This window comes from Pirellulales bacterium, assembly GCA_035499655.1.
GTDB lineage: Bacteria > Planctomycetota > Planctomycetia > Pirellulales > JADZDJ01 > DATJYL01.
Genome location: DATJYL010000075.1, coordinates 1 through 22866, shown reverse-complemented (window position 1 = coordinate 22866; position 22866 = coordinate 1). Strand labels below are relative to the sequence as shown.

The window sequence follows — 22866 nt, the reverse complement described above, 5'->3', positions numbered from 1 at the left end:
TCGACGTTGAATTGCCGAGCCATGGATGGCCGCAACGATAAAATGCTGCTCAGCGTGTTCAGTTTGCCGTACGTTCCTTTTCGAATGCCCTAGCCAGTCATGGCTCCAGAAACATCGGGCCTGTCGTCGCAATTATCGTCTGGCTTGCGGCCGTTTCGCACGGCGGTATTGCGTGGCCTGGGCGTGGTGGCAGCGCCGCTGTTGACTCTGGTGATTTTGCTGTGGATTGTGCGAACGGTGGATTATTACATTCTGGAGCCGGTGCTGAATGCCACTCGAGATTTGGTGGTCCGTGAATGGGCCGACATTCGCACGCAACTTTCCGATGCACAAGCCACGTCCGACCCTAGCGTGGTCGTTTCAGATGGCAAGGAATACAAGCGGCTGGAAAGCGATCAATTTATACCGCTTTCGGTTTATTCCACGGTCATGAAGCGCAGCCCAGGGGAGGCGCCGCCGGAAAGCGGGCAAGAGGCATATCGGCGATGGCTGGACGTGACCTACCTGCGGCCGTGGATTGTGGGACCGGTGTTTTTGGTCGTGTTCGTGCTGCTGATGTACGTGCTGGGGATTTTGTTTGCAGCCGGTTTGGGCCGGGCGTTTTGGGGTTGGTTTGAGCAGGGGATTGGCCGATTGCCGCTGGTGCGGGCTGTGTACAGTTCCGCCAAACAGGTCACAAATTACGTGTTCAGCGATCGGGAGTTGGATTTTACCCGCGTGGTGGCGGTGGAATATCCGTGCCGCAACGTGTGGTCGCTAGCGTTTGTCACCAACGAAGGAATGAACGACGTGCAAACGGTGGCCGGCATGCCGATGGTAACTATTTTGTTGCCGACCAGTCCCGTGCCGGTGAGCGGTTACACGATGCTGGTGCCTAAAAGCGACGTACTGGACGTGGAGATGACCGTGGAGCAAGCGGTGGAATACATCGTCAGTTGCGGGGTGGTGCTGCCGCCAGAGCAGCTAGAAGAGCGGATCGAGGGGAAGGGCGAGAAGTAAGTGGCGAGGGGTAAGGGGCGTTTAGCCGCGAGGCGGTAGCCGAGCGAGAATGTGGGGCGAGGGACGCGGGGCGAGATTCAATCGGCCGTCGGCCGTTCATCGCCGTGAAGCAGTTCTTCGCCGCGCCAAGCACGCCATGCGCCGATGAGTGCCGGCAGGACGCTTAAGATCACGATGCCCAGCACGACCAGTTCGAAATGGTCTTTAATCCAGGCGAAGCGGCCCAGCCAGTAGCCGGCCCAGGTCATCAGCAGAATCCAACTGCTGGCGCCAAGCACGTTGAACATGAGGAAACGGCGGTACGTCATGCGGGCAATTCCGGCCACAAACGGAGTGAAGGTGCGGACGATGGGCACAAACTTGGCCAACACAATCGCACGGCCACCGTGCTTTTCGTAAAACGCCTTGGCCGACATCAGGTGCGAATGCTTGACGAACCGCAAGCGGCCTTTTTCGAACACGTGTGCTTCCAGTTGCCGCCCGAGAAAATAATTGCAAGCGTCGCCGCAAATGGCGGCCGGAATTAAAACCAGATCGAGCACCGCGATGTTGAACACATCTTGGCTGGACAAAAACCCGGCGGCAAACAAGAGCGAATCGCCCGGCAGGAAAAAGCCAACTAATAGGCCGGTTTCACTAAAGACAATAGCGCCGAGAATGGCATAACTCACCCACGGCGGACCGCCAAGGTTGACAAGCGTGCGCAGATTATCCGGCTGCGCCAGGCTCATCAGCCATTTGACTTTTTCAACGATTCGCTGAAAAAATGCCAAGGATAATTCTCCGGGCGCCCACCAAGGCTAATTTGAAGTAGCCGGATGTTAACAGCATCCGGACCGGAAGGCGTGGCCTTCCGGCTATGTCTAGATAACCATACCATACCCGCGCCATTATTCCGGCAGCGGTTTGCCTTTGGTTTCCGGGGCAAAAGGCAGGGCGAGAATGCCGACCAGATACACTAAGGCTGTCCAAGTGCCAATGCTGCGGAGCGTCTCGACCGATCGGCCCGATGCCTGATGGAGAGCGTAATAACCCTGAATGAGAGCGCCGCTGGCGGTAACGAATCGGCCGAAGTTGTAGCAGAACGAAGTGCCCGTCGCCCGCAGGCTAGTGGGAAATAATTCGGGAAAGTAAATTGCATACAGCGCGAAAATGCCAAGCTGGCAAAATCCCATGATCGGCGTGAGCCAGAAGACTTGATAGTGCGACGTCAGTCCCTGGAACTCCCAAATCGTTGCCAGAAATGCCAGGATAAAGGCAACAACAAAAGTTGGCCGGCGGCCCAATACACGAGCCATACGTGCATACAGCATCATGCCGGTGAAGCCGCCAACTTGCATCATCAACGTATTCAGAGAGACCCAGGTGCTCAGCTGGCTTTTGACGGCATCGCCTTCCAAGCCTTGGGCTTTGAGATGATCTTGCAGTACGCCGTGAACCAAGTCATTGCTGAAAACGCCAATCCCCCAGAAGCCGACGATGCCGGAGCAACCCAACACAAGTCCGACAATGGCGTTTTTTCGCCAGCGGCGGTCTGAAAACATTTTTCCCAGCGAGCCCAGCAGGCCGACGGCAAGTTTGCCTTCGGCCTTGGCTTTGAGCCAGGCTTCCGGTTCGCGGAGCTTCAAGATCACAAACACAACCCCTAGCGCTGGCAGCGAGCCCACGACAAACATCCATCGCCAGTATTTGCCAATTACGTAGCCAATGACTCCGGCCAGAGCATTCCCGACGGTAGAAAGGGCTTGCAGCAAACCGAGCGCGCCGGCACGGGCGGACGAAGGGACCGTTTCGGCCACCAAGGCGACGCCGACGGCAAACACGCCGCCGATGCCCAACCCCGTCATCATCTGAAAAACAGCAAAATCCCAAAAGGCGTGCGAAAAATAAATGAGTCCAGTGCAGACTGAGTAGAGCAAAATGCAGATGACGAGGGTTTTCGCGCGGCCGATTTTATCCCCCACCGCGCCGAAGAAAATGCCACCGGTGCCCCAGCCAACTAGGAACATGCCCGTCACAAAATAACCGTAAGCTGTGGGACTTTTGCCGGTCCCAGTGAGCAATTCTTCCATGGCCGGGCTGCGCGCCTGATTGAACAAATGCTGATCGAGACAATCGAACAGCCAGGCCATGGCCGCCACGGCAAGCACAAACCAGCAGTGCCCGTTCATCTCGCGATACCAAGGGCCCGGATGCAGGTCGATTTTGTCCGGCGTTTCCAAATTCAATTCGGCCATGAAACAATCCTGGGCTATGGTCTAGCAGTTCTGACTGGCAGCGAGCGGTTTCCCCCGACGAGAGGTTCAATGATAAATGTCGGCCTGCCGCTCGTCCAGCGAGATGGCGAGATTTATGCAGCCGCATTTATAGAATGCCAATAGGGCGACAGATTTCTCCTCCGCTAGCTTTACAACATCCGAAAGGGTGGTATAACGGCTTTTCATAGAAAGGGTTCATATGTCCACTGCAGCTGTCTCAGCCTTACCCACGGATCCGACGAATGCTTCCGGCACGGTCAATTCCGCGGTGCTGGCCACGATTCGCCGGTTCTGGGGCTTTCAGCAACTGCGGCCATTGCAGGCGGAGGCGATCGAAGCGGCTTTGACTGGGCGAGATTCACTGGTGGTGCTGCCCACCGGCGGCGGCAAATCGTTGTGCTATCAAGTGCCGCCGGCCGTGAGCGGCGGGACCGACGTGGTGATTTCGCCGCTTATTTCGCTCATGAAAGACCAGGTCGACGGTTTGCGCGAATGCGGCTATCCGGCGGCGGCGCTGCACAGCGGCATTGAAGGCGAGGAGCGGAAAAACATCGAGCAGCGATTGATCCGCGGCGAATATCGGCTGTTGTTTGTCGCGCCGGAGCGGGCTGTCACAGCTTCGTTCTTGAACATGGCCCAACGGCTGAAGGTGCGGCGGTTCGCCATTGACGAGGCCCATTGCATCAGCCATTGGGGTCATGATTTTCGGCCGGAATACCGCCAACTGGCGAAGCTGCGCGAGCAATTTCCGCAGGCCAGTTTTAATGCGTTCACTGCCACGGCCACACACAGGGTGCGAGACGACGTGGTCAGGCAATTGAACTTGCGCGATCCGGCGGTGTTGGTCGGTTCGTTCGATCGGCCGAATTTGGTTTACCGTGTGCTGCCGCAGGTCGACGTGTATGGGCAAACCATCGAAATCGTGCGGCGGCATCGCAACGAAGCGGTGATCGTGTACTGCATCACGCGAAAAGATGCTGAGCGCGTGGCGGCCGTGCTCAATGCCAATGGCATACAAGCGGCGGCGTATCATGCCGGCTTGGAACCGCAGGTGCGGCATCAGGTGCAAGATGCTTTTGCCGCGGAGCAATTAAATGTAGTGGTGGCCACGGTGGCGTTCGGCATGGGCATCGATCGCAGCAATGTGCGCTGCGTGTTGCACACGGCCATGCCCAAAACGGTGGAGCATTATCAGCAAGAAACAGGCCGGGGCGGGCGCGATGGTCTGGAAGCCGAATGCGTGCTGCTGTATTCGTTCGCCGATGCCATGCGGTGGGACGGCCTGATTCACAAAAGTGCCGCCGGCGCCGAGAACCCGGGCCAGTTGATCGACGCCCAATTGCAATTGCTCAAGCAAATGCAACGGCTCTGCAATTCGCCGCGCTGCCGCCATCGGGCACTGGTCGAATACTTCGGCCAAACTTACGAACGGGAAAACTGCGGCGCCTGCGATGTATGCCTGGCCGATGTGGAAGGCGTGGAAGATGGCACCGTCGCGGCGCAAAAAATTCTATCGTGCGTTGCCAGGGTGGAAGAGAAATTTGGCGTGGGGCACGTGGTCGATGTATTGACCGGCGCGAACACAGAAATGACCCGCAACTGCCGGCACGAGCAACTCAGTACATATGGCCTGTTGCGCGACGTACCCAAGAAGCAGGTGCAATCGATGGTTTATCAACTGATCGATCAATGTTTACTGGATCGCACGCCGGGGGAACGGCCGCTACTCAAACTCAACGATGCTTCGTGGCAAGTGTTGCATGGCCAGCGCGAAGTGAAATTGCTGCGGCCCAAGCAGACCGCCCCGACGCAAGCCCAGGTCGATGCCGATTCCTGGGATGGCGTAGACCGCGGCCTGTTCGAACAGTTGCGCTCATGGCGGCTGGAGTTAGCCCAGCAGCGCCAAGTGCCGCCTTATTTGGTGCTGGACGATGCCTCGCTGCGCAGCCTGGCGCGAATTCGGCCTACGCGACTGGAAACGCTGAAAGAAGTTCGTGGGATCGGCGAAAAACGGCTGGCCGATTTTGGCGCCGCCTTGGTCGAACTGGTTCGCCAGTATTGCACGGAACATAAAGTCGAGACCGATCAAACTGCTGCAACTTCCATTTCCATGGGGGATGGCAGCGGCGGCGAAGCGCCGATGGCATATATCAAGCCCAAGCTTCCCAATGCGGCGAAATCACAAGCCTTCGAGTTGTTCCGTCAACGTTGGTCGATCGACGATGTGAAACACAAAATCAATCGGGCGCGCAGCACGACCTGCGGCTATCTGGCGGAGTTCATCGCCGAAGAAAAACCGCCGCGGATCGATTGCTGGGTCAGCCACGAACTTTACCGCCAAGTGACCGCTGCTGCGGCTCAACTGGAAGAACGCCGATTGAGTCCCATTTTTGAACGCTTGGATGGCCGTGTGCCGTACGATATGATTCGACTGGTGCTGGCGCACGTGGAGTCGGTCGCGCGGTAGTCGTTCGCAGCTCGATCGCACTACAAAATTCACGGTGCGGGACGTCGCACTGCAAAACAGTACGTTCAATAGCACCGGCAGCGGTTTAAATGGCGGCGGCGCTGGTTTCGCCGGTGCGAATGCGAACAACGTCGGTAAGCGCGCTGACGAAGATTTTTCCGTCGCCGACTTGCCCGGTGCGGGCGGCACCGACGATGGTATCGATGACGCCTTGGGCGTTTTTTTCGTCGACGACGACTTCGAGCTTAACTTTGGGGAGAAAATCGACGGCGTATTCAGCGCCGCGGTAGGTTTCGGTATGACCCTTTTGGCGGCCGAAGCCGCGCACTTCGGTGATGGTCATGCCTTGCACGCCTTTGGCGCTGAGGGCGTTTTTTACCTCGTCCAATTTGAAATGTCGGATAACCGCCTCGATCTTTTTCACGGGAATTCTCCTGGATCAGAAACTGTCGTTTGAGAAGGATGAAGGATATCGATTTGCCGGTTGCGGCATCTCGCTCCGCACGGCGCCACACCGCCGGAGCGAGACGCCGACTTGTTGGTGATGCAATCTGCGGCATGTAAAACCGCGATTCGGAAATCTATTCAAGCCGTCCGGCCGTGTTCCCCAACTGCACATTGAGGAACCGGCCGGACTGCGTTCAATGCAACATCAAGAAAGCTTATTCACGCTTTCTGGGGCCATTCCGCCGGGGGCTGCCCAATTCGAAAGCACATATTCCGGATAGGCGGAAATACCGTGCTCGTGCAAGTCGAGTCCGTACAATTCGCCTTCTTTGGAAATCCGCAACGTTCCCGTGGCATTGACGACCAGCATCAAAATCATTGCCACGCCAAATGTGGCCAGCGTAATGATTCCGTTGCCAATGACCTGGGCTTCAAACACTTTCCAACCGCCGCCATAAAATAAACCGGTAAGGTGCGAAGCGGGATCGGAAACGTCGGGAGGGAATGGCCCGCTGCCTCCGGCCGAGTATTGTCCGCAAGCGAACAACCCAAGCGACCAGGTGCCCCAAATGCCGCAGAACCCGTGCACCGGAACCGCTCCGATGGGATCGTCAATTCGCAGCCATTCGAGCAGTTCGACGCCTAGCACCACCAGGATGCCGGCAATGAATCCCAAAATGACCGCGCCCGTCGGGCTGACCCAGTAGCACGGACAAGTAATGGCGACCAAACCAGCCAGGAAGCCGTTTGTCGTAAAGCTAACATCCCATTTTTTGCTGGGAATATAGGCGGTAAGCATGGCCCCCAAACCGGCTGCACAAGCGGCCAGTGTGGTATTGGCTGAGACTCGGCCGATGCCTTCAAAATCCATCGCTGACAGCGTGCTTCCGGGATTAAATCCGTACCAGCCGAACCACAGAATCAAACCGCCCGCTACGGCGACCGTTAAATCGTGAGGCAGCATCGGACCGCCGCCATCACGTTTGAATTTTCGACCCAACCGCGGACCCAGCACGATGGAGCCTGCCAAGGCGATGAACCCGCCGATGGTATGTACCACCGTTGAACCGGCAAAATCGTGGAAATTCATGCCGAAATCGGGCAGGAAAATCCATTTACCGCTGGGATCGGGCGTGCCCATTGTGGCCAAGAAACCATCCGGTCCCCAAGCCCAGTGGCCAATGATCGGATAAATGAAGCCAGAGACGCCGACGCTGTAAAGCAAATCGCCCACGAAACCAGTGCGGCCGATCATGGCCCCGGAGGTAATCGTGGAGCAGGTGTCGGCAAATGCGAATTGGAAAATCCAGTGGGCTAAAAACGCCACGCCGGTTCCTTCATACGTGACTGGTCCGTTTTGCAAGAACCACCACGGATGGCCGTCGGCATCACCCCAGCCGATGAAGCCGCAACCGTGGCCGAACATGAAAGCGTAACCGAACGCATAGAACAAGCAGCCGCACAAGCAAGTGTCGACGACGCACTCCATGAGCACGTTGACGGTTTCACGTGAGCGACAAAAACCGGCTTCCAACATGGTGAAGCCCACTTGCATGCCGAACACCAGATACGCAGCCACAAGAGTCCAAGCGGTGTTGACCGGGTCAACAACGTCTTTCGCCTTGGCGATGGGTTGTTCAAACGGATCGGGCGGAGTAGCCGGCGCGGCGGCAGCAGCCGCGGGTGCGGCCGATTGATCTGCGGGTTTTGCATCTTGCGCCTGGGCCGTGCCGCAAATCATTTTGGGAAGTTCCCGCACTAGCGTGGGAACGCCGATCATCGCTGCAAACACCATCGCGATGCCCAGAAACTTGCCGGCAAACAGCAGCTTGCCGTAACGCCGCCACTCGGGATCTTTCAAACGTTGACGAAAGCGGAAAAATTTTTCCGCGTAAGTCATCCGCCGTTCTCCTAACAAATGCTGTTTCCGCCTGTTCGACATGACATTCTCCTCGGATAAAAAGTCCGTGCGCAGCGCACACCACAATGCGATTAATGGGCGTCGACCTATCAAAGGCTGCGTGCCGATTTGCAATCGCTGTACCAGAGCGCAGCGCTGCACAAACAATTCATAACGAACGCTTGCAACTGCTTGCTGACCGCTAGCTTAGGAATGCGCAGCGATAAAAAAATTGCATGCGCGAGTGCGCGGCATGAAAAACAGAAATGCTACGCTGCGAAGCGGTGATTGCCGGAAAGATTGGCAAATTTATAGAGTATTTATGCGATCGCGAAGTGAGTTTATGAAATCTTCGCACGGACTGAAATGGATGTATGAAGTAGGGAGGAGAATGTTGGAAGTAGGAAGCGAGCCCAAGCCCGTTGGAAAAGTGCGGCCGAAGACATCGTTGTCGGCGAATCGGCCAGCGGACGAGTCTGATTCGAGATTTCTATTTTATAAGAAAAACACGTTTAACAGCACTAGCAACGGCAGCAGGATGGCACAACTGTAGACCATGTAGCCGAAAAAGCTAGGCATTCGCACGCCCCAGGATTCGGCGATCGATTTGACCATGAAATTGGGGCCGTTGCCGATGTAGGTCATCGAGCCCATAAACACCGCGCCCAGACTGATGGCGGCCAACAGATCTTCACGGATGAATTGCCCGCTTTGCAGTGCTAAAATGCCGTGGCCGGGAGCGGTGGTCATGGCGTTTGCGGTTTGGAAAAACACCAAATACGTGGGCGCATTGTCGAGGAACGACGAAAGCGTTCCGGTGCCCCAAAAGAATTTGTAGGGATTATTCAAACCGAGCTCAACTCCGCGGGCGTTCAAAATTTGCAGCGCCGGCTGCATGCAAATGAAAATGCCGAAAAAGAGCACCGCGACTTCGATAATGGCTGCGAAATTGAAATCGTTCATTTTGCGGGTGTGGGCCGAACCCAGCAGCAATGACAGCGTCAGCAGCCCTAGCTGAACCACTTCGCGCAAGTAGAGCCAGGGATGCCAATCGGTGCCGGGAAGGGCTTTGCTGGGATCGAGAAAGGCCACCGCTAGGATGACACCCAACAGCAACAGCCCATTCAATTGCCAGCCTGCAAAACGAAAGCGATGCACTCGGGATTCATCACGAGCGATGTCGCGCGCATCCTCGTGCGGATAAAAATAGTAACTGTCCCAGGCCCAATAGATGGCCAAGAGGCACCCATTGATGAAGAGCCACTCTTTCCACAGCGTGAGGGTCCACAAAAACGGCACGCCTTGCAAGTATCCGAGGAACAGGGGTGGATCGCCCAGGGGCAACAAACAACCCCCGCAGTTGCAAACGATGAACGTGAACAGCACCACGGTGTGCGTGACATGCTTGCGCTCTCGATTTGTTTCCAGTAACGGGCGGATAAGGACCATTGCCGCGCCCGTGGTGCCGATGAAACTGGCCAACAGTGCCCCGATCGCCAAAAAGACCGTATTGGTGAATGGGTGAGCTGGCAGATCGCCCTCGATGCGAATGCCGCCGCTGATAGTGTACAGACTTGTCAACAGGACCATGAACGGGACGTATTCGTTCAATATCGCATTGGCTAGCAGATTGCTGACGGTGCCTATGTGGAATGATTCGTCGGGGACAAAAGGCGCCACGTGCTGAGCGGGAAAGTGGCCGATGATGGGATATTGATGTGCCAGCGCGTAATACAACACGGTAAGGGCGGCCAAACCGCCGGCCACGTAAAAGCGGTGGAGATTGCTTTCCCACCAATGTTTGGCTCCGCGCAAAAGCGGGAGGATGGCAATGGCCGCCAACATGAGCACGAAGGGGAGGACCGTGTAAAGCGGTGGCGGTGTGAGTTCCGCTTGTTGATCGTGGGCCGCAGCCTTGGTTCCCGCGACATTGATTTTAGCATCGGGCTGCGCTGCTGATGCCGCAGCGGCGTGCATTTCGTTGACGATTAAGGTCGTGGCGTGCTGCGGCCAGCCGACCAAAACCGACACTGCATAACACACGATGACTATACCAACGCCGATAATTACGCTGTGCGAAGAAACTGGCAACCGTGACGTTGGCGCCACGGCAACAGGAGGATGTCGAAGATGACGGTCGCGAGCCATTCAACGCTCTGGTAGCTGGGCAAAGATAACTTAGATATTTCACCGCAACGATTTAGGATCGTCTATCTCAAGTTCCTTCGCTGGCGGCCAATCGGCCTGACTCATTCGCTCGCCAGCCGGTATCCGACGCCTTGCTCCGTAAGCAAGTAATGCGGTTGGGCAGGATCGGCTTCGATCTTGCGACGCAAACTGGCCATGAACACGCGCAAATGTTGCGTGTTTTCAGCCTGCGATGGCCCCCAGACTTCCGCCAGCAGAAATTGATGCGTCAGCACTTTTCCGGCGTGACGCACCAGCGTGGTGAGCAGATTGTATTCCATGCGCGTGAGATGCACTTCAGCGCCGCTGAGAACAACGCGGCGGGCGGACAGATCAACCTTCAAATCACCCGATTCGAAGATTGGCGTCTCGTTGCCGTTTTGTACGTAGGCGTTATGACGCAAGGCCACGCGAATGCGGGCGAGCAATTCGCCGGTACTGAACGGCTTTTGCAGGTAATCGTCAGCGCCGTGGTCCAATGCCATGATTTTTTGCGCATCCTGATTGCGGACCGACAGGACGATAATCGGGGATTTGAGCCAATCGCGCAGTTTGCGAAGCACTTCCTGGCCATCCATGTCTGGGAGACCGAGATCCAATATCACGACGTCGGGCGGATTTTGCGCAGCCACTGACAGCGCTTGCTCGCCCGCACTGGCTTCCTCAATGCGATAACCGGCGCCGGACAGAAACGCCCGTAGAAATTTCCGCATGGGCGCTTCGTCTTCCACCAACAGGACCAGCGGCGGCGAGGAAATGCTGGCGGACATGGAATTCGCGAGTGTTGAAAAGTTTGATTTGAGCGCGTTCAGGCGAGTGATTCCTCTACCATTAGATTAGCTTGCGGGCTCCGCGGTGGGCAGGGCAGCGTAATAATAAATTCGGCGCCGCCGGCCGTCCGATTGGCGGTGCGGATTTTCCCCGAGTGGGCATGCACGATACCTTGGCAGATGGGTAAGCCTAAGCCGATGCCGCGCTGGCCGTCAGCCACAATTCGCGAGCCGCGATAAAATTTATTGAATATTTTGGTTTCACTACCGGGTGACAGGCCTGGCCCGTTGTCTGCCACGCAGATTTCGGCGACATCGCCTTGGCGATGGGCAGTGATTTCGATGCGTGTGCCTGGCGGCGTGTAGCGTGCAGCATTTTCCAGCAAATTGACGAGAACTTGCTCGATGAGTTCGGCAGCGACCCAAAGCAGGGGGAAATCACGGGCAATATTCACCTGTACGGTATGCTTCTGAAGTTCTCCGCGCATGCGGGCCAGGACCACCCCCACCAGTTCTTCCAGCACTTGCCACTCGCAATTGAGCACGAGTGTACCTGAATTCAGGCGGGCCATTTCCAACAGATTATCGACCTGTCGCGACAAGCGATGCGATTCATCGACCATGGTTTGCAGCATTTCGCGGCTGCCAGCGGAATTAGGGTCGGTCGAATTGTCCAGCAAGCTGGCGGCGGTGACGGCAATCATCGCCAACGGCGTGCGCAAATCGTGCGAGACCGAACTGAGCAGCGCATTGCGAAACTCCTCCGCCTGGACACGCAATTGAGCCTGTTGAACTTCCAGGCGAGATTGATCGCGCTCAATGGCCAAGGCGATCAGGCTGGCGCAGGTTTCCAACATGCGGCGCTCTTCAACATCGAACAACCGACGAACGTCGCCGGGCCGAACTCCCATCACACCCATCAGGCGCTGGGAACCGATTAAGGGTATCCAAATGGCCATGGCGTTGGGAAGCAGATCGGTCCCCAGCCCTGCGGTGCAGCGGTTTTCCGCCACCCATTGCGCGGCGGAGATGTCAGCCGCATTGCCGGCCAGAGCGGTTTCGGCGCCAAATTGAATTTGTAATTCGCCGTCAGCCTTGGACAAAGATAACACGACTTCGCCAGCAAATGCCTCGATCAATTGGCGGCCAGCCCGGGGAATTAAGTACTCCGTCCCGGCCAGCTCGCTTAATTGGCGTGTCATACGATAGAGTTGCGCGGTGCGGCGCTCCTGTTGCTGAGAAGCAAGAAACAGTTCCTCCATTTGGCGTTCGTGCTGTTGCGAGGTCCGCAATTGCGCTTGCAGCCGGGCCGTAAGCTCGCTAATCAAAATGCCGATGCCCAACATCACTCCCAACGTGACGATGTACTGTGTGTCGCTGCGGGCAAAAGTAAAAAGCGGCACGACGAAGAAATAATCGAAAACCAATACTCCGAGAACCGCCGCGGCAATGGCGGGCCCGCGTCCAAAGCGTGCCGCTACGACCGCCACCGCCGCCAGGAAAATCATGGCGATGTTGGTTGTCGTCAATCCGACGTTGTAACTGAGCCAGCCCAGCAGGCCGCAACTGGCAATGACCGCCGCCGTGGCCGCATAACGCTTCCAAGAAAACGGGGCTTTCTGCAGAGCCGCAGTGTGGGAGGAGGCCGGTGAGTCAGGGTTGGTTGTGGACATCAGGCATCTAAAATTCCGCTTTTGAGCGCGAAATCGGGGTATGCTAGGGTGCCCATTTCGCTGCCGTCGAGTCCCTGGAGTTCCGCATCGCGGCTGACACGCAGCGGCGTGACCAGCGCGCTGAGTTTAAATAATCCATACGCGGCGATGAAGCCAAAGACAAGCAGCACGCCGGCTTCTAAAAGCTGCGCCACAAGTTGGCCTCCGTCGCCGTAAAACAGCCCGCGGACACCATCGACGCCGCCGGGTAGCTTGGCGTAATCATCGCGGGCCACGCCGTTCCAGCCGGCGCCGAATTTTCCAGTGGCAAACAAACCGACGGCAATGACGCCCCACAGGCCGGCCACGCCATGCATGGAGATTGCACCGACGGGATCGTCGATGCCGACCTTATCCCAAAACAGCACGCTAATAATGACCAACACACCGCCGATAGCGCCAATGGCCAGCGCCGCCCACGGTTCGACAAAGGCACAGGCTGCACTGATCGCCACCAATCCGGAGACCAAGCCGTTGCACATGAGCGTAGGATCGGGCTTTTTCACAGTAAACATCAGATAAAACATGGCGCCTACCGCGCCGCCAAAACCACCCAGCGCAGTGTTCACGAAGACCGAGCTGAGCGACAAATCGGTTCCCGCCAGCGTGGCGCCCGCTGTCATTCCAAACCAGGCGAACAGCAAAATGAGCGTGCCGATAATGACGAAAGGAATGCTGTGCCCGGGCATGGCGCGTGGCCGGCGATTCACAAATTTTCCCAGCCGCGGACCCATGCAAATGGTGCCAGCCAAGCCGATGACAGCTCCCATGGCGTGAATCACTCCAGAACCGGCGAAATCGACGGCGCCGTGCCCCAAATTCCAATTTTTTCCCATTTGGGCCAGCCAGCCGCCACCCCACATCCAGTTGGCAAATAGCGCCAGCGGCACGATCACCCAAAAACTATACAAAACGAAATTTCGCCAAGCCCAGCGTTCGGCCATGGCGCCGGTGGGAATCGCGGCGGCGACAATCAGAAGTGCGGCCATCAAAAAGAAAAATGCTAATACGGCGGGCGAGTTCAATCCGGCGAGTCCAAAACCTTTCGTGCCTAGTAGGCCGTTGGTTGATATGTCGGGGGCGTTAGGATCGGAACCGATGCCTACGCCGTGGTTGAGCAGATTCATGTCGCTGTCCAACCCCGCAGACCAGCCGGGCGGAGCGAGTCCGCCCGCTAGGTTTCCCCATCCCAGGGCAAAGCCATACAAAAAAATCGCACAGCCGGCCAACGGCACAATCATCAAATTCACGGCGAACAGATGCGCGGAATTCTTCGGTCGTCCCAAGCCGCCGGCAACCAGCGCGAGGCCCCCGGGCACGAGCAATGTCAGGCAACCTGCCATGAGCGCCCAAACGACGAACGGCGAAAACGATGAAGCGGCGGCGCTGGGCATGGGCGATTTGGAATCTTGCGCAAGCGCAGCAGGTGAATTGATGAGCGCCCAAGCTAGACACAACCCGGCGCATAAAGGAACGGTCCGCCTTTGAAACATGCAAGCTCCCTCAATCGGTTTGAAACAGCACTTCCGCGAGATAATTTGTTCCTCTTTGCAATTGTACTTCCACCACGGCAGGTTCGCCTTTGGCACGGTCGCTTGGGGAACTAAGCATCTTCCACCGGGAAGAACGTGTACGGTGGAAACTGCCTCTATAAAAACATAAAAGGTGCCACGGGCAATTGCTACCCGTGGCACCTCAAGTTTAGGTTAAACCACCGAAACGTAACATCAGACAATCAGTTAGGCAGGGGAAACCTTGCGAGAAGCTGCATCGGCGGAACTGACAAACGATGTTTTGCCTTTCTTCTTGCCGGAAGTGACGAAGTAGAAGACGCCATAAACGCCCCAGACTCCAGCGACCCCCAAGGCGATAAAAGGCTCCAGCTTGCTCATTCCCGCGATAAAGAATGGCCCTACGAGGTAACACACCATGCACGCCAAATTAGCGAATATGCCAAACAGCGGAATAAACATGTGTTTAATTCCGCTGAAAGTGTGATGCTCTCTAAAGGCCACAATGGCGATAAAGCAGGTGAGGCCATAGAGCATGAATGTTCCGAAGTTGCTTACCAAAGTGACGATCAGGAAGCTGTTCGGAATATTCTGCGCTGCTGCGAACGAATGCACCAAAAAGGCTGGATACCAGATGCTGGCCTTCTGGGTGTCCGACAGAGCGGTATCGAGCCCTGCGGTGGCCCCAGGTCCGCATAAATACCACAGAACGGTAATAATCCCAAAGAACATTGAAACAAAACAGAGCGTCCAGATGGCCCGATGTGGCGTCAGATTTTTCCCGTGCAACATGCCGAAATGGGAAGGAACTTCGTCATCGCGACCCATGGCATAAGTCACTCGCGCGCCGGTATTCATGCACGACAGAGTTGTGCCAATCAAAGCCAGGAACACGGTGACCGCTTCGACCAACATGAAGGTTTTTGCAGCACTGGCGCTGCCAAAGAACCAAGTTCCGGCCAACAACATCATATCTGCTAAGGGGGCGCTTGAACCTGCGGCAGTTGTAATCGGGTAAGCCGGATTGAGGAAGTAGCCCGCGGCAAAGTATTCGAATAAGTAACAAATTACGCCTTGAACGAACAACGCCAACAACACCGCGCGGGGAATATCGCGCTTGGCATCCTTGGCTTCTTCGCCCAACGAAGTGACCGATTCAAAGCCCACTAGGATGAGAATTGCGATGCAGGCTTGTACGACCAAAAATGTAGGATTGCCATGCTCGCCGCTTAGATGAGGCGCGATTACCGACACGGCAGATTCGTGAAATTGGAACGTATCTTGCTTTTCACTTTTGGGATCGTTCGGGTCCGATGGTAACTGTTGGAAACCTTGTCCTGCGTAGTTGAGAGTCAAGTACGAAATCTGCGGTTTGCCGTCTTTGTCCATGACCGGGTTGCCCTTGTCGTCCTTGACCACATCCGGTTGATAGTGCCCGGTTTTATCATCCTTAATCGGTTTGCCATCTTTATCATTGGCAATGTTGTAATTGATGGGGTAACCATCGGGATCTAAAGTCCAACCGACGGAGCCTTCCCCATGATTCAATCGGTAACCAATGGCAATGACTGAGAAAATCAACAGCGCCGTGATTTGAATGACGTTGACTGCGATATTGACTCCCGTGGAACCAACGACTCCGCGATAGGCAATGTAGGAAACAAAGGCTGAGAAAAAGACGCAGAAACCAATCATCAATGTTGGGCTGCCGACGGCATTGCTGAACGTGTCGGGCATCAGCGTACCCGCGATGTAACCGATGAAAATACCGGTAACCCCTACCATCAGCCCTGGATAAACCCAGTAATATAAGTGGCTTGCCCAGCCGATGACGAATTTGGCAAGTCGTGCGAATTTATAGGCATGGGTTTTCGAGAGAAATGCTTGTTCGGCAAAAAAATATGATGAACCCGCTCCGGGATAAAGCTTGGACAATTCGGCATAAGAAATGGCAGTGGCATAACACAGCAAAACGGCTGCGAAAATGCCAAACCAAATTGCGCACCCGGCCGTGGGAGCCCCATATTGGGACTGTTCTACCAACGTCAACCACAAAAACGCGCCTGGGGCGATGAGCGCCATGGCGTTCATCGTTAGCCCGGTGAGACCGAGCGTCTTTTTCATTACCGGGCCAGAGGAAGGATCAGCAGACATGCAACACCTCGTTCAATTTGCCAGAAGGATGGGAACAAACGCCTGGAAGGAGTCGAAACAGGGACTGCGGCTACGAAACAACACCTCGCCTAAAAACACGTTAGCAAACACATCGTCCGACCGCCTCACAGACCGAGCGCGGTTTGGGCATCGAGAAGGAAAGAGAACGAAACACCAGCGGGAACAATCTGTCAGCCCGGGGGGCCGTACGAATTTTTCCCGTCCGATATGCACGCGTTGATCTCTTGGAGAAGTCCCTTCTCGCGCGTAGTCGCGCTGGCCATGGACAATCCGCCTCCGCCTGTGCCCTGTTTCTTAATGCGGCGTTTATTTTGCAAGTAACGTACCAGCAGAGTTTAGAAAATCTTTATCGCCTTCGTTGTTTTTATAAGTGTTTGATTCATAATGTTTTAGACGATATTATCTGGCGTGCGTCGGACAGCTCGTGCATAAAAAATATGCTAACGAATCAGGCAAGTATTGCCATGAAGTGGGGCGTTTGCGCCGAACAGGTCGTCCTGCAGGCGTCTTTTTTACCCGTCCTGTATTGTGAATAACTTTTGATATAGTGGGCCGGGCAAACAACAGCGAAAAAATAGGCGGTGGTTCTAATCCAGTCCACCGATCAGCCGTTTACAGCGGAGTCATTTAGCAGATGAAGTTGACGTTCGCCCAACAGTCGTCGATGGGCCCACGCCCAAACAACGAAGACTGGGTGGGGCATTGGGAGCCCGAAAATGAAGAAGACCGTATAACTCGGGGAACGGTGTTGGCCCTGGCCGATGGCGTCGGTGGCCACGGCGATGGGGAGCAGGCCAGCCAATTGGCCGTGGAAGTGGCGTTGCGACGGTTTTTGGAAGTCAAGCCGGAGACTCCTGCCAGGCAAGTTCTGTGGAAAATGATCACGGCCGCCAATGTGGCGGTGTACGACCGGGGCATGACGAACCGCGGCGTGGGTCGCATGGCCACGACGCTGACCGTTTCGATATTTCGTCATGACGAACTGACGATAGGTCACGTTGGCGATTGCCGTGTATACCTGATTCAAAATGGTCGCATCGAGCAGGTGACCGCCGACCACAATTATGCGGCCTCGCAAGTCAAAATGGGATTACTCTCGCCGTTGGAGGCGGCCACGAGCGAAATGCGCTGCGTGCTGACCCGCAGCATCGGCAAGGAGCCGACAGTTCAAGTTGATTTTTACACCCGCACGGTGAACCGCGGCGATTATTTGGTGCAATGCTCCGATGGATTGTACGCCTGCATCACCGACGATGAAATTTTGGAAATTGTCACGCACGCCACGCCGGAAGAAGCGTGCAAGCAATTGATCGAGCTGGCCGAGCGGCGCAAAACCAGCGACAATTTATCAGTGCAAGTGGCGGTGATCGACAGTGTAACTCAGGTGCGTTACTACCGCGGATTGCCGGTTTATGATGAGCCTCCTCCAGCCATGACAGAAACCGAACTCGGCCAAGTGCTGGACGACCGCTTCGAGCTGCAAAGCGTGATCAGCCGCAGCGGCATGGCTTCGATTTTCAAAGCGCTCGACCGCCAAACTGGCGAAATTGTGGCCGTGAAAGTGCCGTTCATGCAGTTCGAAAGCGATCCGGCCTTCTTCTCACGGTTCCAGCGAGAAGAAGAAATCGGCAAGATGCTGCAGCACCCGAATATCTTGCGCATGATTCCCGTGGACGGGAAAAAAAGCCGGCCGTACATCGCCATGGAATTGCTGGAAGGAAAAACACTGCGGCAAGTCATGCGCAGTTACGGCGTGATGCCTGTGGCCGATGCCTTAAAAATTACCAGCCAAATTTGCGACGCGCTGGCTTACATGCACGACAAAGGCATCGTACACCGGGACTTGAAGCCGGAAAATATTATGCTGCTGAAGGGAGGCGGCCTGCGGATTATGGATTTTGGCATCGCCAAGGCCGAAGGGTTGCGGCGATTGACGTTCGCTGGATTTTCCCCATCGATGGGCACGCCCGATTACATGGCGCCGGAGCAGGTCAAAGGGAAGCGCGGCGACGCCCGCACCGACATTTACGCTTTAGGCGCGATGTTGTACGAAATGGTGACCGGCAGCCCGCCGTTTGACGGCGCGAACCCATACTTGATTATGAACGCGCGGCTGGGGGGCGACCCAATCGCTCCGCGCAAACGGAACAAGGAGCTTTCGCCGCACTTGGAAGAAATCATTCTGCACGCGATGGAGCAAGATCCGGACAAGCGTTACGCTTCGGCGGCGGAAATGAAAGCCGATTTAGACGCGCCGGACAACGTGCCCCTAACCGGCCGGCACGAACGCTTGCGGCCGCCAGTGGTCTGGAAAACCAAATGGCGAACCGCGCGGATGATAATTTTCTTTGCATTAGTACCGGTAGTTGTTTTTGGCCTGATGTACTTACTGTATAACCATCCGTGGATGAAGCATTAAGGGAAGGTAGAAGGCAAAAGGCGGAAAGCAGAAGGCAGAATATTGCTGTGCCGGAAATAGAAATCTGACACGACCAAACAACCGTAGACAACCGGACCCACTGTTGGCAATTCATTCGCCCAGGTATGCGTCTTTCACTCGTTGATCGTTGAGCAATTCTGCCGCCGGGGCGCTGGTGGTGATGCGGCCCGTCTCCAGTACGTAGCCGCGATGGGCCAATTTTAATGCCATTCGGGCATTTTGCTCTACAAGCAGCACGGCGATTCCTTCCTGATTGAGTTGGCGGATGACTTCAAAAATTTTCGCCACGATCAGGGGAGCCAAACCCAGCGAGGGTTCGTCCAGGAGCAGCAATTTAGGGCGGCCCATGAGCGCCCGGGCGACGGCCAGCATTTGCTGCTCGCCGCCGGAAAGTGTGCCGCCGGCCTGCTTGGCGCGTTCCCGTAGGATGGGGAACAGTCCATAAACTCGATCCAAATCTCGGCGGATGTCGGCATGATCGTGCCGAGCGATGGCCCCCAGTTCTAAATTTTCCAACACCGTTAATCGTGGAAAGATTTTTCGTCCCTCGGGCGATTGGCATAAACCTAAACGCACGATTTCATGCGGCGGCAAGTGATGGATTTCCCGCCCTTGAAATACAACATTGCCAGACCGCAAGCGGTTGACGCCAGAAATGCACATTAGCGTGGTTGTTTTGCCGGCTCCATTAGCGCCGATGATAGTAACAATTTCTCCGGCGCGCACTTCGAGCGAAACATTTTTGAGGACCTCGATCGATCCGTAACCGGCATCGGCGTTATTGATGGAGAGGAGTGCGGTCATGTGGCGAGTGAATCGATTTTTGCTGAGTCGCCGGCGGCGGCGGATGAGTACAAATTTATTCGTGTTCCTTGCCGAGGTAGGCCTCGACGACTTGGGGATTATTGCGGACAACTTCAGGGGGGCCTTCGGCGATTTTTTGGCCGTAGTTCAAGACGGCGATGCGGTCTGAAATCCCCATCACCACATTCATGTGATGTTCGATCAACAGGACGGTAATGCCGGCGGCGCGGATACGGCGGATGAGTTGCATCAGCTCGCTCGTTTCGGCCGGGTTCATCCCTGCCGCCGGCTCGTCCAGCAGCAGCAGTTTCGGCTGGGTTGCCAAAGCGCGCGCGATTTCGAGCCGCCGCTGATCGCCGTAGGCCAGCGAATTGGCCAGCGTGTTCGATTTAGCGTCGAGTTCGACAAACTTTAAGGCGCCGCGGGCTGTTTGACGCAGGGCTGCTTCTTCGCGGCGAATGCCGGGCGTACGGAGCATCATTCGAAAAGGGTTCCGTGATTGGCTGCGATCAAGCCCGATCATAACGTTTTCCAGCACGGTCATATTGGAGAATAAACGGATGTTTTGAAACGTGCGGGCGATGCCGGCCAGAGCGATGACATCGGGCGTGCGACGAGCCCGGCTCCAGACGACACACGTGCCCGCGATCCCCAAAAACAGGCCGACAATGAATGTAACCCATTCGGTGCGGTGCCGATCGGCCTGTTCGTCGCGGACAGCGTAGATGGCAGCGGCGATGCGAGAAGCGGTGGTGGGCGAAGCATAATCTGCTAGAACCTGATCGCCGGCTGCGGACATAATGGCCCAGCGATCGCCGTGCATCGCAGGCTCAATCGGCTTGCCACAGGCGACCAACTGTTGAAGTTGTTGGCATTGTTGTTCCGCGGCGGCGCGACCGGATTGATTGGCGGTGGCGCCCAACAATGGTTCGCCATTGGTCGTGACCACGGCCCAGCGGCCGCGTGGCTGCGGCTCGACAGCCAGTGCGCCATCTAAGTAGCTCCACAGATCGCTCCAGGCTTTGGTAACATGAAATTGTTTCGAGGCAAAATCGTAATTGCGTTTGATCGTGGCGTGCCACAGGTCATCGATGTTCGCACTCACGGCGACGGCGGCCAAAGCCGTGATCATGCCCACCAGGGCACAGGCAACGAATAAACGCCAATTCACCGGGCGTTGCAGGCGGCGACCGTCGAACAGAATAGTTCCGGCAGTTGGTTGATAAATGCCGGTGATGGCGTTGAAGACGGTGGTTTTTCCGGCTCCGTTGGGACCGATGACAGAGAAAACTTTCCCCGGCTCGATCTGCAAATCAACCTTGCTGACGGCCGTGAGACCACCAAAACGCATGGTCAAATTGCGGATGTTGAGCAGCGGTTGGGAATTGGTCATTTAATGTTCATTGGCCGATCAATGAGCCCGTGTCATTGGTTGTGCAGTTCCCGCTGAACGCGGACCGAAGGCCACAAGCCTTCGGGCCGGAATCGCATCATCGCGACCAGGGCAAATCCGAAAATCATCAACCGCCAATTGCTGAACGACAACAATCGTTCTGCCAGGGGCGATAATTTCCCGCCACTCGTCCCCTGCATCCACGACTGCAAGCAGGAGTTAATTTGGGGCGAAAGGATGTTGTCAAACCCCAGCAGCAAAAATACTCCCAACAATACGCCGCGCACGCTTCCAAGGCCGCCAAGAATTACACAGCAAAGCATGATGATGGATCGATTGAAATCGTACGAGTTAGGATCGGCCGTCGTGGTGAGCTTGGTGGCGTACAGGCAGCCCGCTAAGCCGGCCAGGCTTGCGCTGACGGCGAAGGAGGCAAGTTTGGCGCGGGGAGCATTGATGCCCATGCAGGCGGCGGCGAGCTCGTCTTCGCGGATGGCAATCCAGGAGCGCCCTAATCGTGAGTGTTCCAGGTTCGTCAGCAGGACAATCATCAGCGCCAGGATGGCCAGGGTTAAAAAGTAGAACAGGCGATAGTCGGTTTCCCAACTGTTTTCGATGCCCAGCCAGCCCACGCCTGTAGCCAGCCATTGCGGCATGTGCGGCGGCGGAATGGGATTCAGCCCCTTGGTGCCGGCGGTGATTTCTTCCAAGTTGCGAAGCGTGACTTTTACGACTTCGCCGAAGCCGAGCGTGACCAGGGCCAGATAATCGCCCCGTAGCCGCAAGGTGGGCGCGCCCAAAATTAAACCGCATAATCCGGCTCCCACGGCCGACAGCACTAGCGCCAAGGTAAACGGCACCTGAAACGGATAAGAAGGTACGCGCAAAATGCCCGTGATGTACACGCCAATGCCGAAGAACGCGGCGATACCCAATTGCAGCAAGCCTGTGTAACCGACGGCCACGTTCAAGCCCAGGGCCAGAATGGCAAAGATGAACAGGGTGGAAAGTTGATCGCCCAGTGAGTTGCCGAAAGTCGGGCCCAGCCAATTGGGGAAAATCGAACGAGCCAGCGAACAGGCAACCGGAAAGAGCGCCAACAGGGCCAGCGGGAACAGATTCCATCGCCAGAATGAGCGCGCCGGTTGTTTTTGGGTTAGAGCCATTTTTCTGGCCGAGGCTGCAATGTTTTGGTGGAGGTTAGACTTTCTCGCGAGTTCGCTCGCCGAGCAATCCGGAAGGACGGAAAATTAAAATCACGATTAAGATGCCGAAGATGATGGCCGCAGTCCACCGTTCTTCAACATACGCTGAGCCCAACGATCGGACCATGCCGAGCACCAAGCCGCCGAGCACCGCGCCGGGAATGTTGCCGATGCCGCCCAAGACGGCGGCAGTGAATGCATACAAGCCATTGACGTAGCCGATTTGAAAACCGATGGTGCCGATGTACATGGCATAGATGACCGCAGCAAAGCCGGCCAGAGCGCCGCCGATGAGAAACGTGCCGCCAATCACCCGCTCCACGTGAATGCCCATCAACTGCGCGGCAACCGGGTCCTGCGATACGGCGCGCATAGATTTACCCAGCCGTGTGAATTTCACCAGTACGGTCAAGGCTGCCATAATTGCGGCCACGACCACCAACAGTACGGCATCGGACGGCGTGAACGTGATTGCCGAATCGCCCAGTAAATTCCGCTGCGAAATGAGATTGGGTACGCTTAAATCGGCCGGGCCTTTCCACAAAAGGCCGATGTTTTGGAAGATGAACGACACGCCGATGGCCGACACCAGCGGCGC

Annotated in this window: 17 protein-coding genes; 3 read left to right on the top strand and 14 right to left on the bottom strand. The window is 56.2% G+C overall.

Annotated elements, in window-relative coordinates:
* Positions 1–99 precede the first annotated feature (99 nt).
* The gene (locus VMJ32_05460; protein HTQ38451.1) at positions 100–999 is read left to right on the top strand and encodes a DUF502 domain-containing protein; all 900 of its coding nucleotides are present in this window, start codon (positions 100–102) and stop codon (positions 997–999) included.
* 77 nt (positions 1000–1076) lie between these two features.
* Here VMJ32_05460 and VMJ32_05455 read toward each other — a convergent pair whose 3' ends face one another.
* From VMJ32_05455 to VMJ32_05445, 3 genes are all read right to left on the bottom strand, one after another.
* On the bottom strand, positions 1077–1772 hold the full coding sequence (locus tag VMJ32_05455; GenBank protein HTQ38450.1) for a VTT domain-containing protein: 696 nt from the start codon (positions 1770–1772) through the stop codon (positions 1077–1079).
* A 117-nt stretch (positions 1773–1889) separates the two neighbouring features.
* Positions 1890–3236 (bottom strand): MFS transporter, encoded by a 1347-nt coding sequence (locus VMJ32_05450; protein HTQ38449.1) that lies wholly within the window; start codon positions 3234–3236, stop codon positions 1890–1892.
* 66 nt (positions 3237–3302) lie between these two features.
* Entirely contained in the window at positions 3303–3443 is a 141-nt protein-coding gene (locus VMJ32_05445) for a hypothetical protein (protein ID HTQ38448.1), read from the bottom strand.
* A 13-nt stretch (positions 3444–3456) separates the two neighbouring features.
* Here VMJ32_05445 and recQ point away from each other — a divergent pair, with 13 nt between their 5' ends.
* Positions 3457–5724, top strand: coding sequence for a DNA helicase RecQ (gene recQ, locus VMJ32_05440; protein HTQ38447.1), 2268 nt, complete (start codon positions 3457–3459; stop codon positions 5722–5724).
* 85 nt (positions 5725–5809) lie between these two features.
* Here recQ and VMJ32_05435 read toward each other — a convergent pair whose 3' ends face one another.
* The 7 genes from VMJ32_05435 to VMJ32_05405 form a co-directional block, all read right to left on the bottom strand.
* On the bottom strand, positions 5810–6148 hold the full coding sequence (locus VMJ32_05435) for a P-II family nitrogen regulator (GenBank protein ID HTQ38446.1): 339 nt from the start codon (positions 6146–6148) through the stop codon (positions 5810–5812).
* Between the two features lie 228 nt (positions 6149–6376).
* Positions 6377–8113: an ammonium transporter gene (locus tag VMJ32_05430; GenBank protein ID HTQ38445.1), complete on the bottom strand. Its 1737-nt coding sequence runs from the start codon at positions 8111–8113 to the stop codon at positions 6377–6379.
* 453 nt (positions 8114–8566) lie between these two features.
* The gene (locus VMJ32_05425; GenBank protein HTQ38444.1) at positions 8567–10114 is read right to left on the bottom strand and encodes a sodium:proton antiporter; all 1548 of its coding nucleotides are present in this window, start codon (positions 10112–10114) and stop codon (positions 8567–8569) included.
* A 206-nt stretch (positions 10115–10320) separates the two neighbouring features.
* Positions 10321–11028, bottom strand: a complete 708-nt coding sequence (locus VMJ32_05420; GenBank protein HTQ38443.1) for a response regulator — start codon at positions 11026–11028, stop codon at positions 10321–10323.
* Positions 11029–11066: 38 nt separating this feature from the next.
* Positions 11067–12701, bottom strand: a complete 1635-nt coding sequence (locus VMJ32_05415; GenBank protein HTQ38442.1) for a DUF4118 domain-containing protein — start codon at positions 12699–12701, stop codon at positions 11067–11069.
* Positions 12701–14233 carry a hypothetical protein gene (locus VMJ32_05410; GenBank protein HTQ38441.1) on the bottom strand — a complete coding sequence of 511 codons (1533 nt, stop codon included), beginning with the start codon at positions 14231–14233 and terminating at the stop codon, positions 12701–12703. Before VMJ32_05410 ends, VMJ32_05415 begins: the two co-directional genes overlap by 1 nt.
* A 246-nt stretch (positions 14234–14479) precedes the next feature.
* Entirely contained in the window at positions 14480–16405 is a 1926-nt protein-coding gene (locus tag VMJ32_05405; protein HTQ38440.1) for an APC family permease, read from the bottom strand.
* Positions 16406–17060: 655 nt separating this feature from the next.
* Between VMJ32_05405 and VMJ32_05400 the strand changes: the two genes are divergently transcribed.
* Positions 17061–18845, top strand: coding sequence for a protein kinase (locus VMJ32_05400; protein HTQ38439.1), 1785 nt, complete (start codon positions 17061–17063; stop codon positions 18843–18845).
* A gap of 111 nt (positions 18846–18956) precedes the next feature.
* Here the strand turns inward: VMJ32_05400 and VMJ32_05395 are convergent, their stop codons facing one another.
* The 4 genes from VMJ32_05395 to VMJ32_05380 form a co-directional block, all read right to left on the bottom strand.
* Entirely contained in the window at positions 18957–19670 is a 714-nt protein-coding gene (locus VMJ32_05395; protein ID HTQ38438.1) for an ABC transporter ATP-binding protein, read from the bottom strand.
* Between the two features lie 55 nt (positions 19671–19725).
* On the bottom strand, positions 19726–21063 hold the full coding sequence (locus VMJ32_05390; GenBank protein HTQ38437.1) for an ABC transporter ATP-binding protein: 1338 nt from the start codon (positions 21061–21063) through the stop codon (positions 19726–19728).
* Between the two features lie 32 nt (positions 21064–21095).
* The gene (locus tag VMJ32_05385; protein HTQ38436.1) at positions 21096–22229 is read right to left on the bottom strand and encodes a branched-chain amino acid ABC transporter permease; all 1134 of its coding nucleotides are present in this window, start codon (positions 22227–22229) and stop codon (positions 21096–21098) included.
* A 34-nt stretch (positions 22230–22263) separates the two neighbouring features.
* A partial coding sequence (locus VMJ32_05380) for a branched-chain amino acid ABC transporter permease (GenBank protein ID HTQ38435.1) occupies positions 22264–22866 on the bottom strand: 603 nt, incomplete at its 5' end.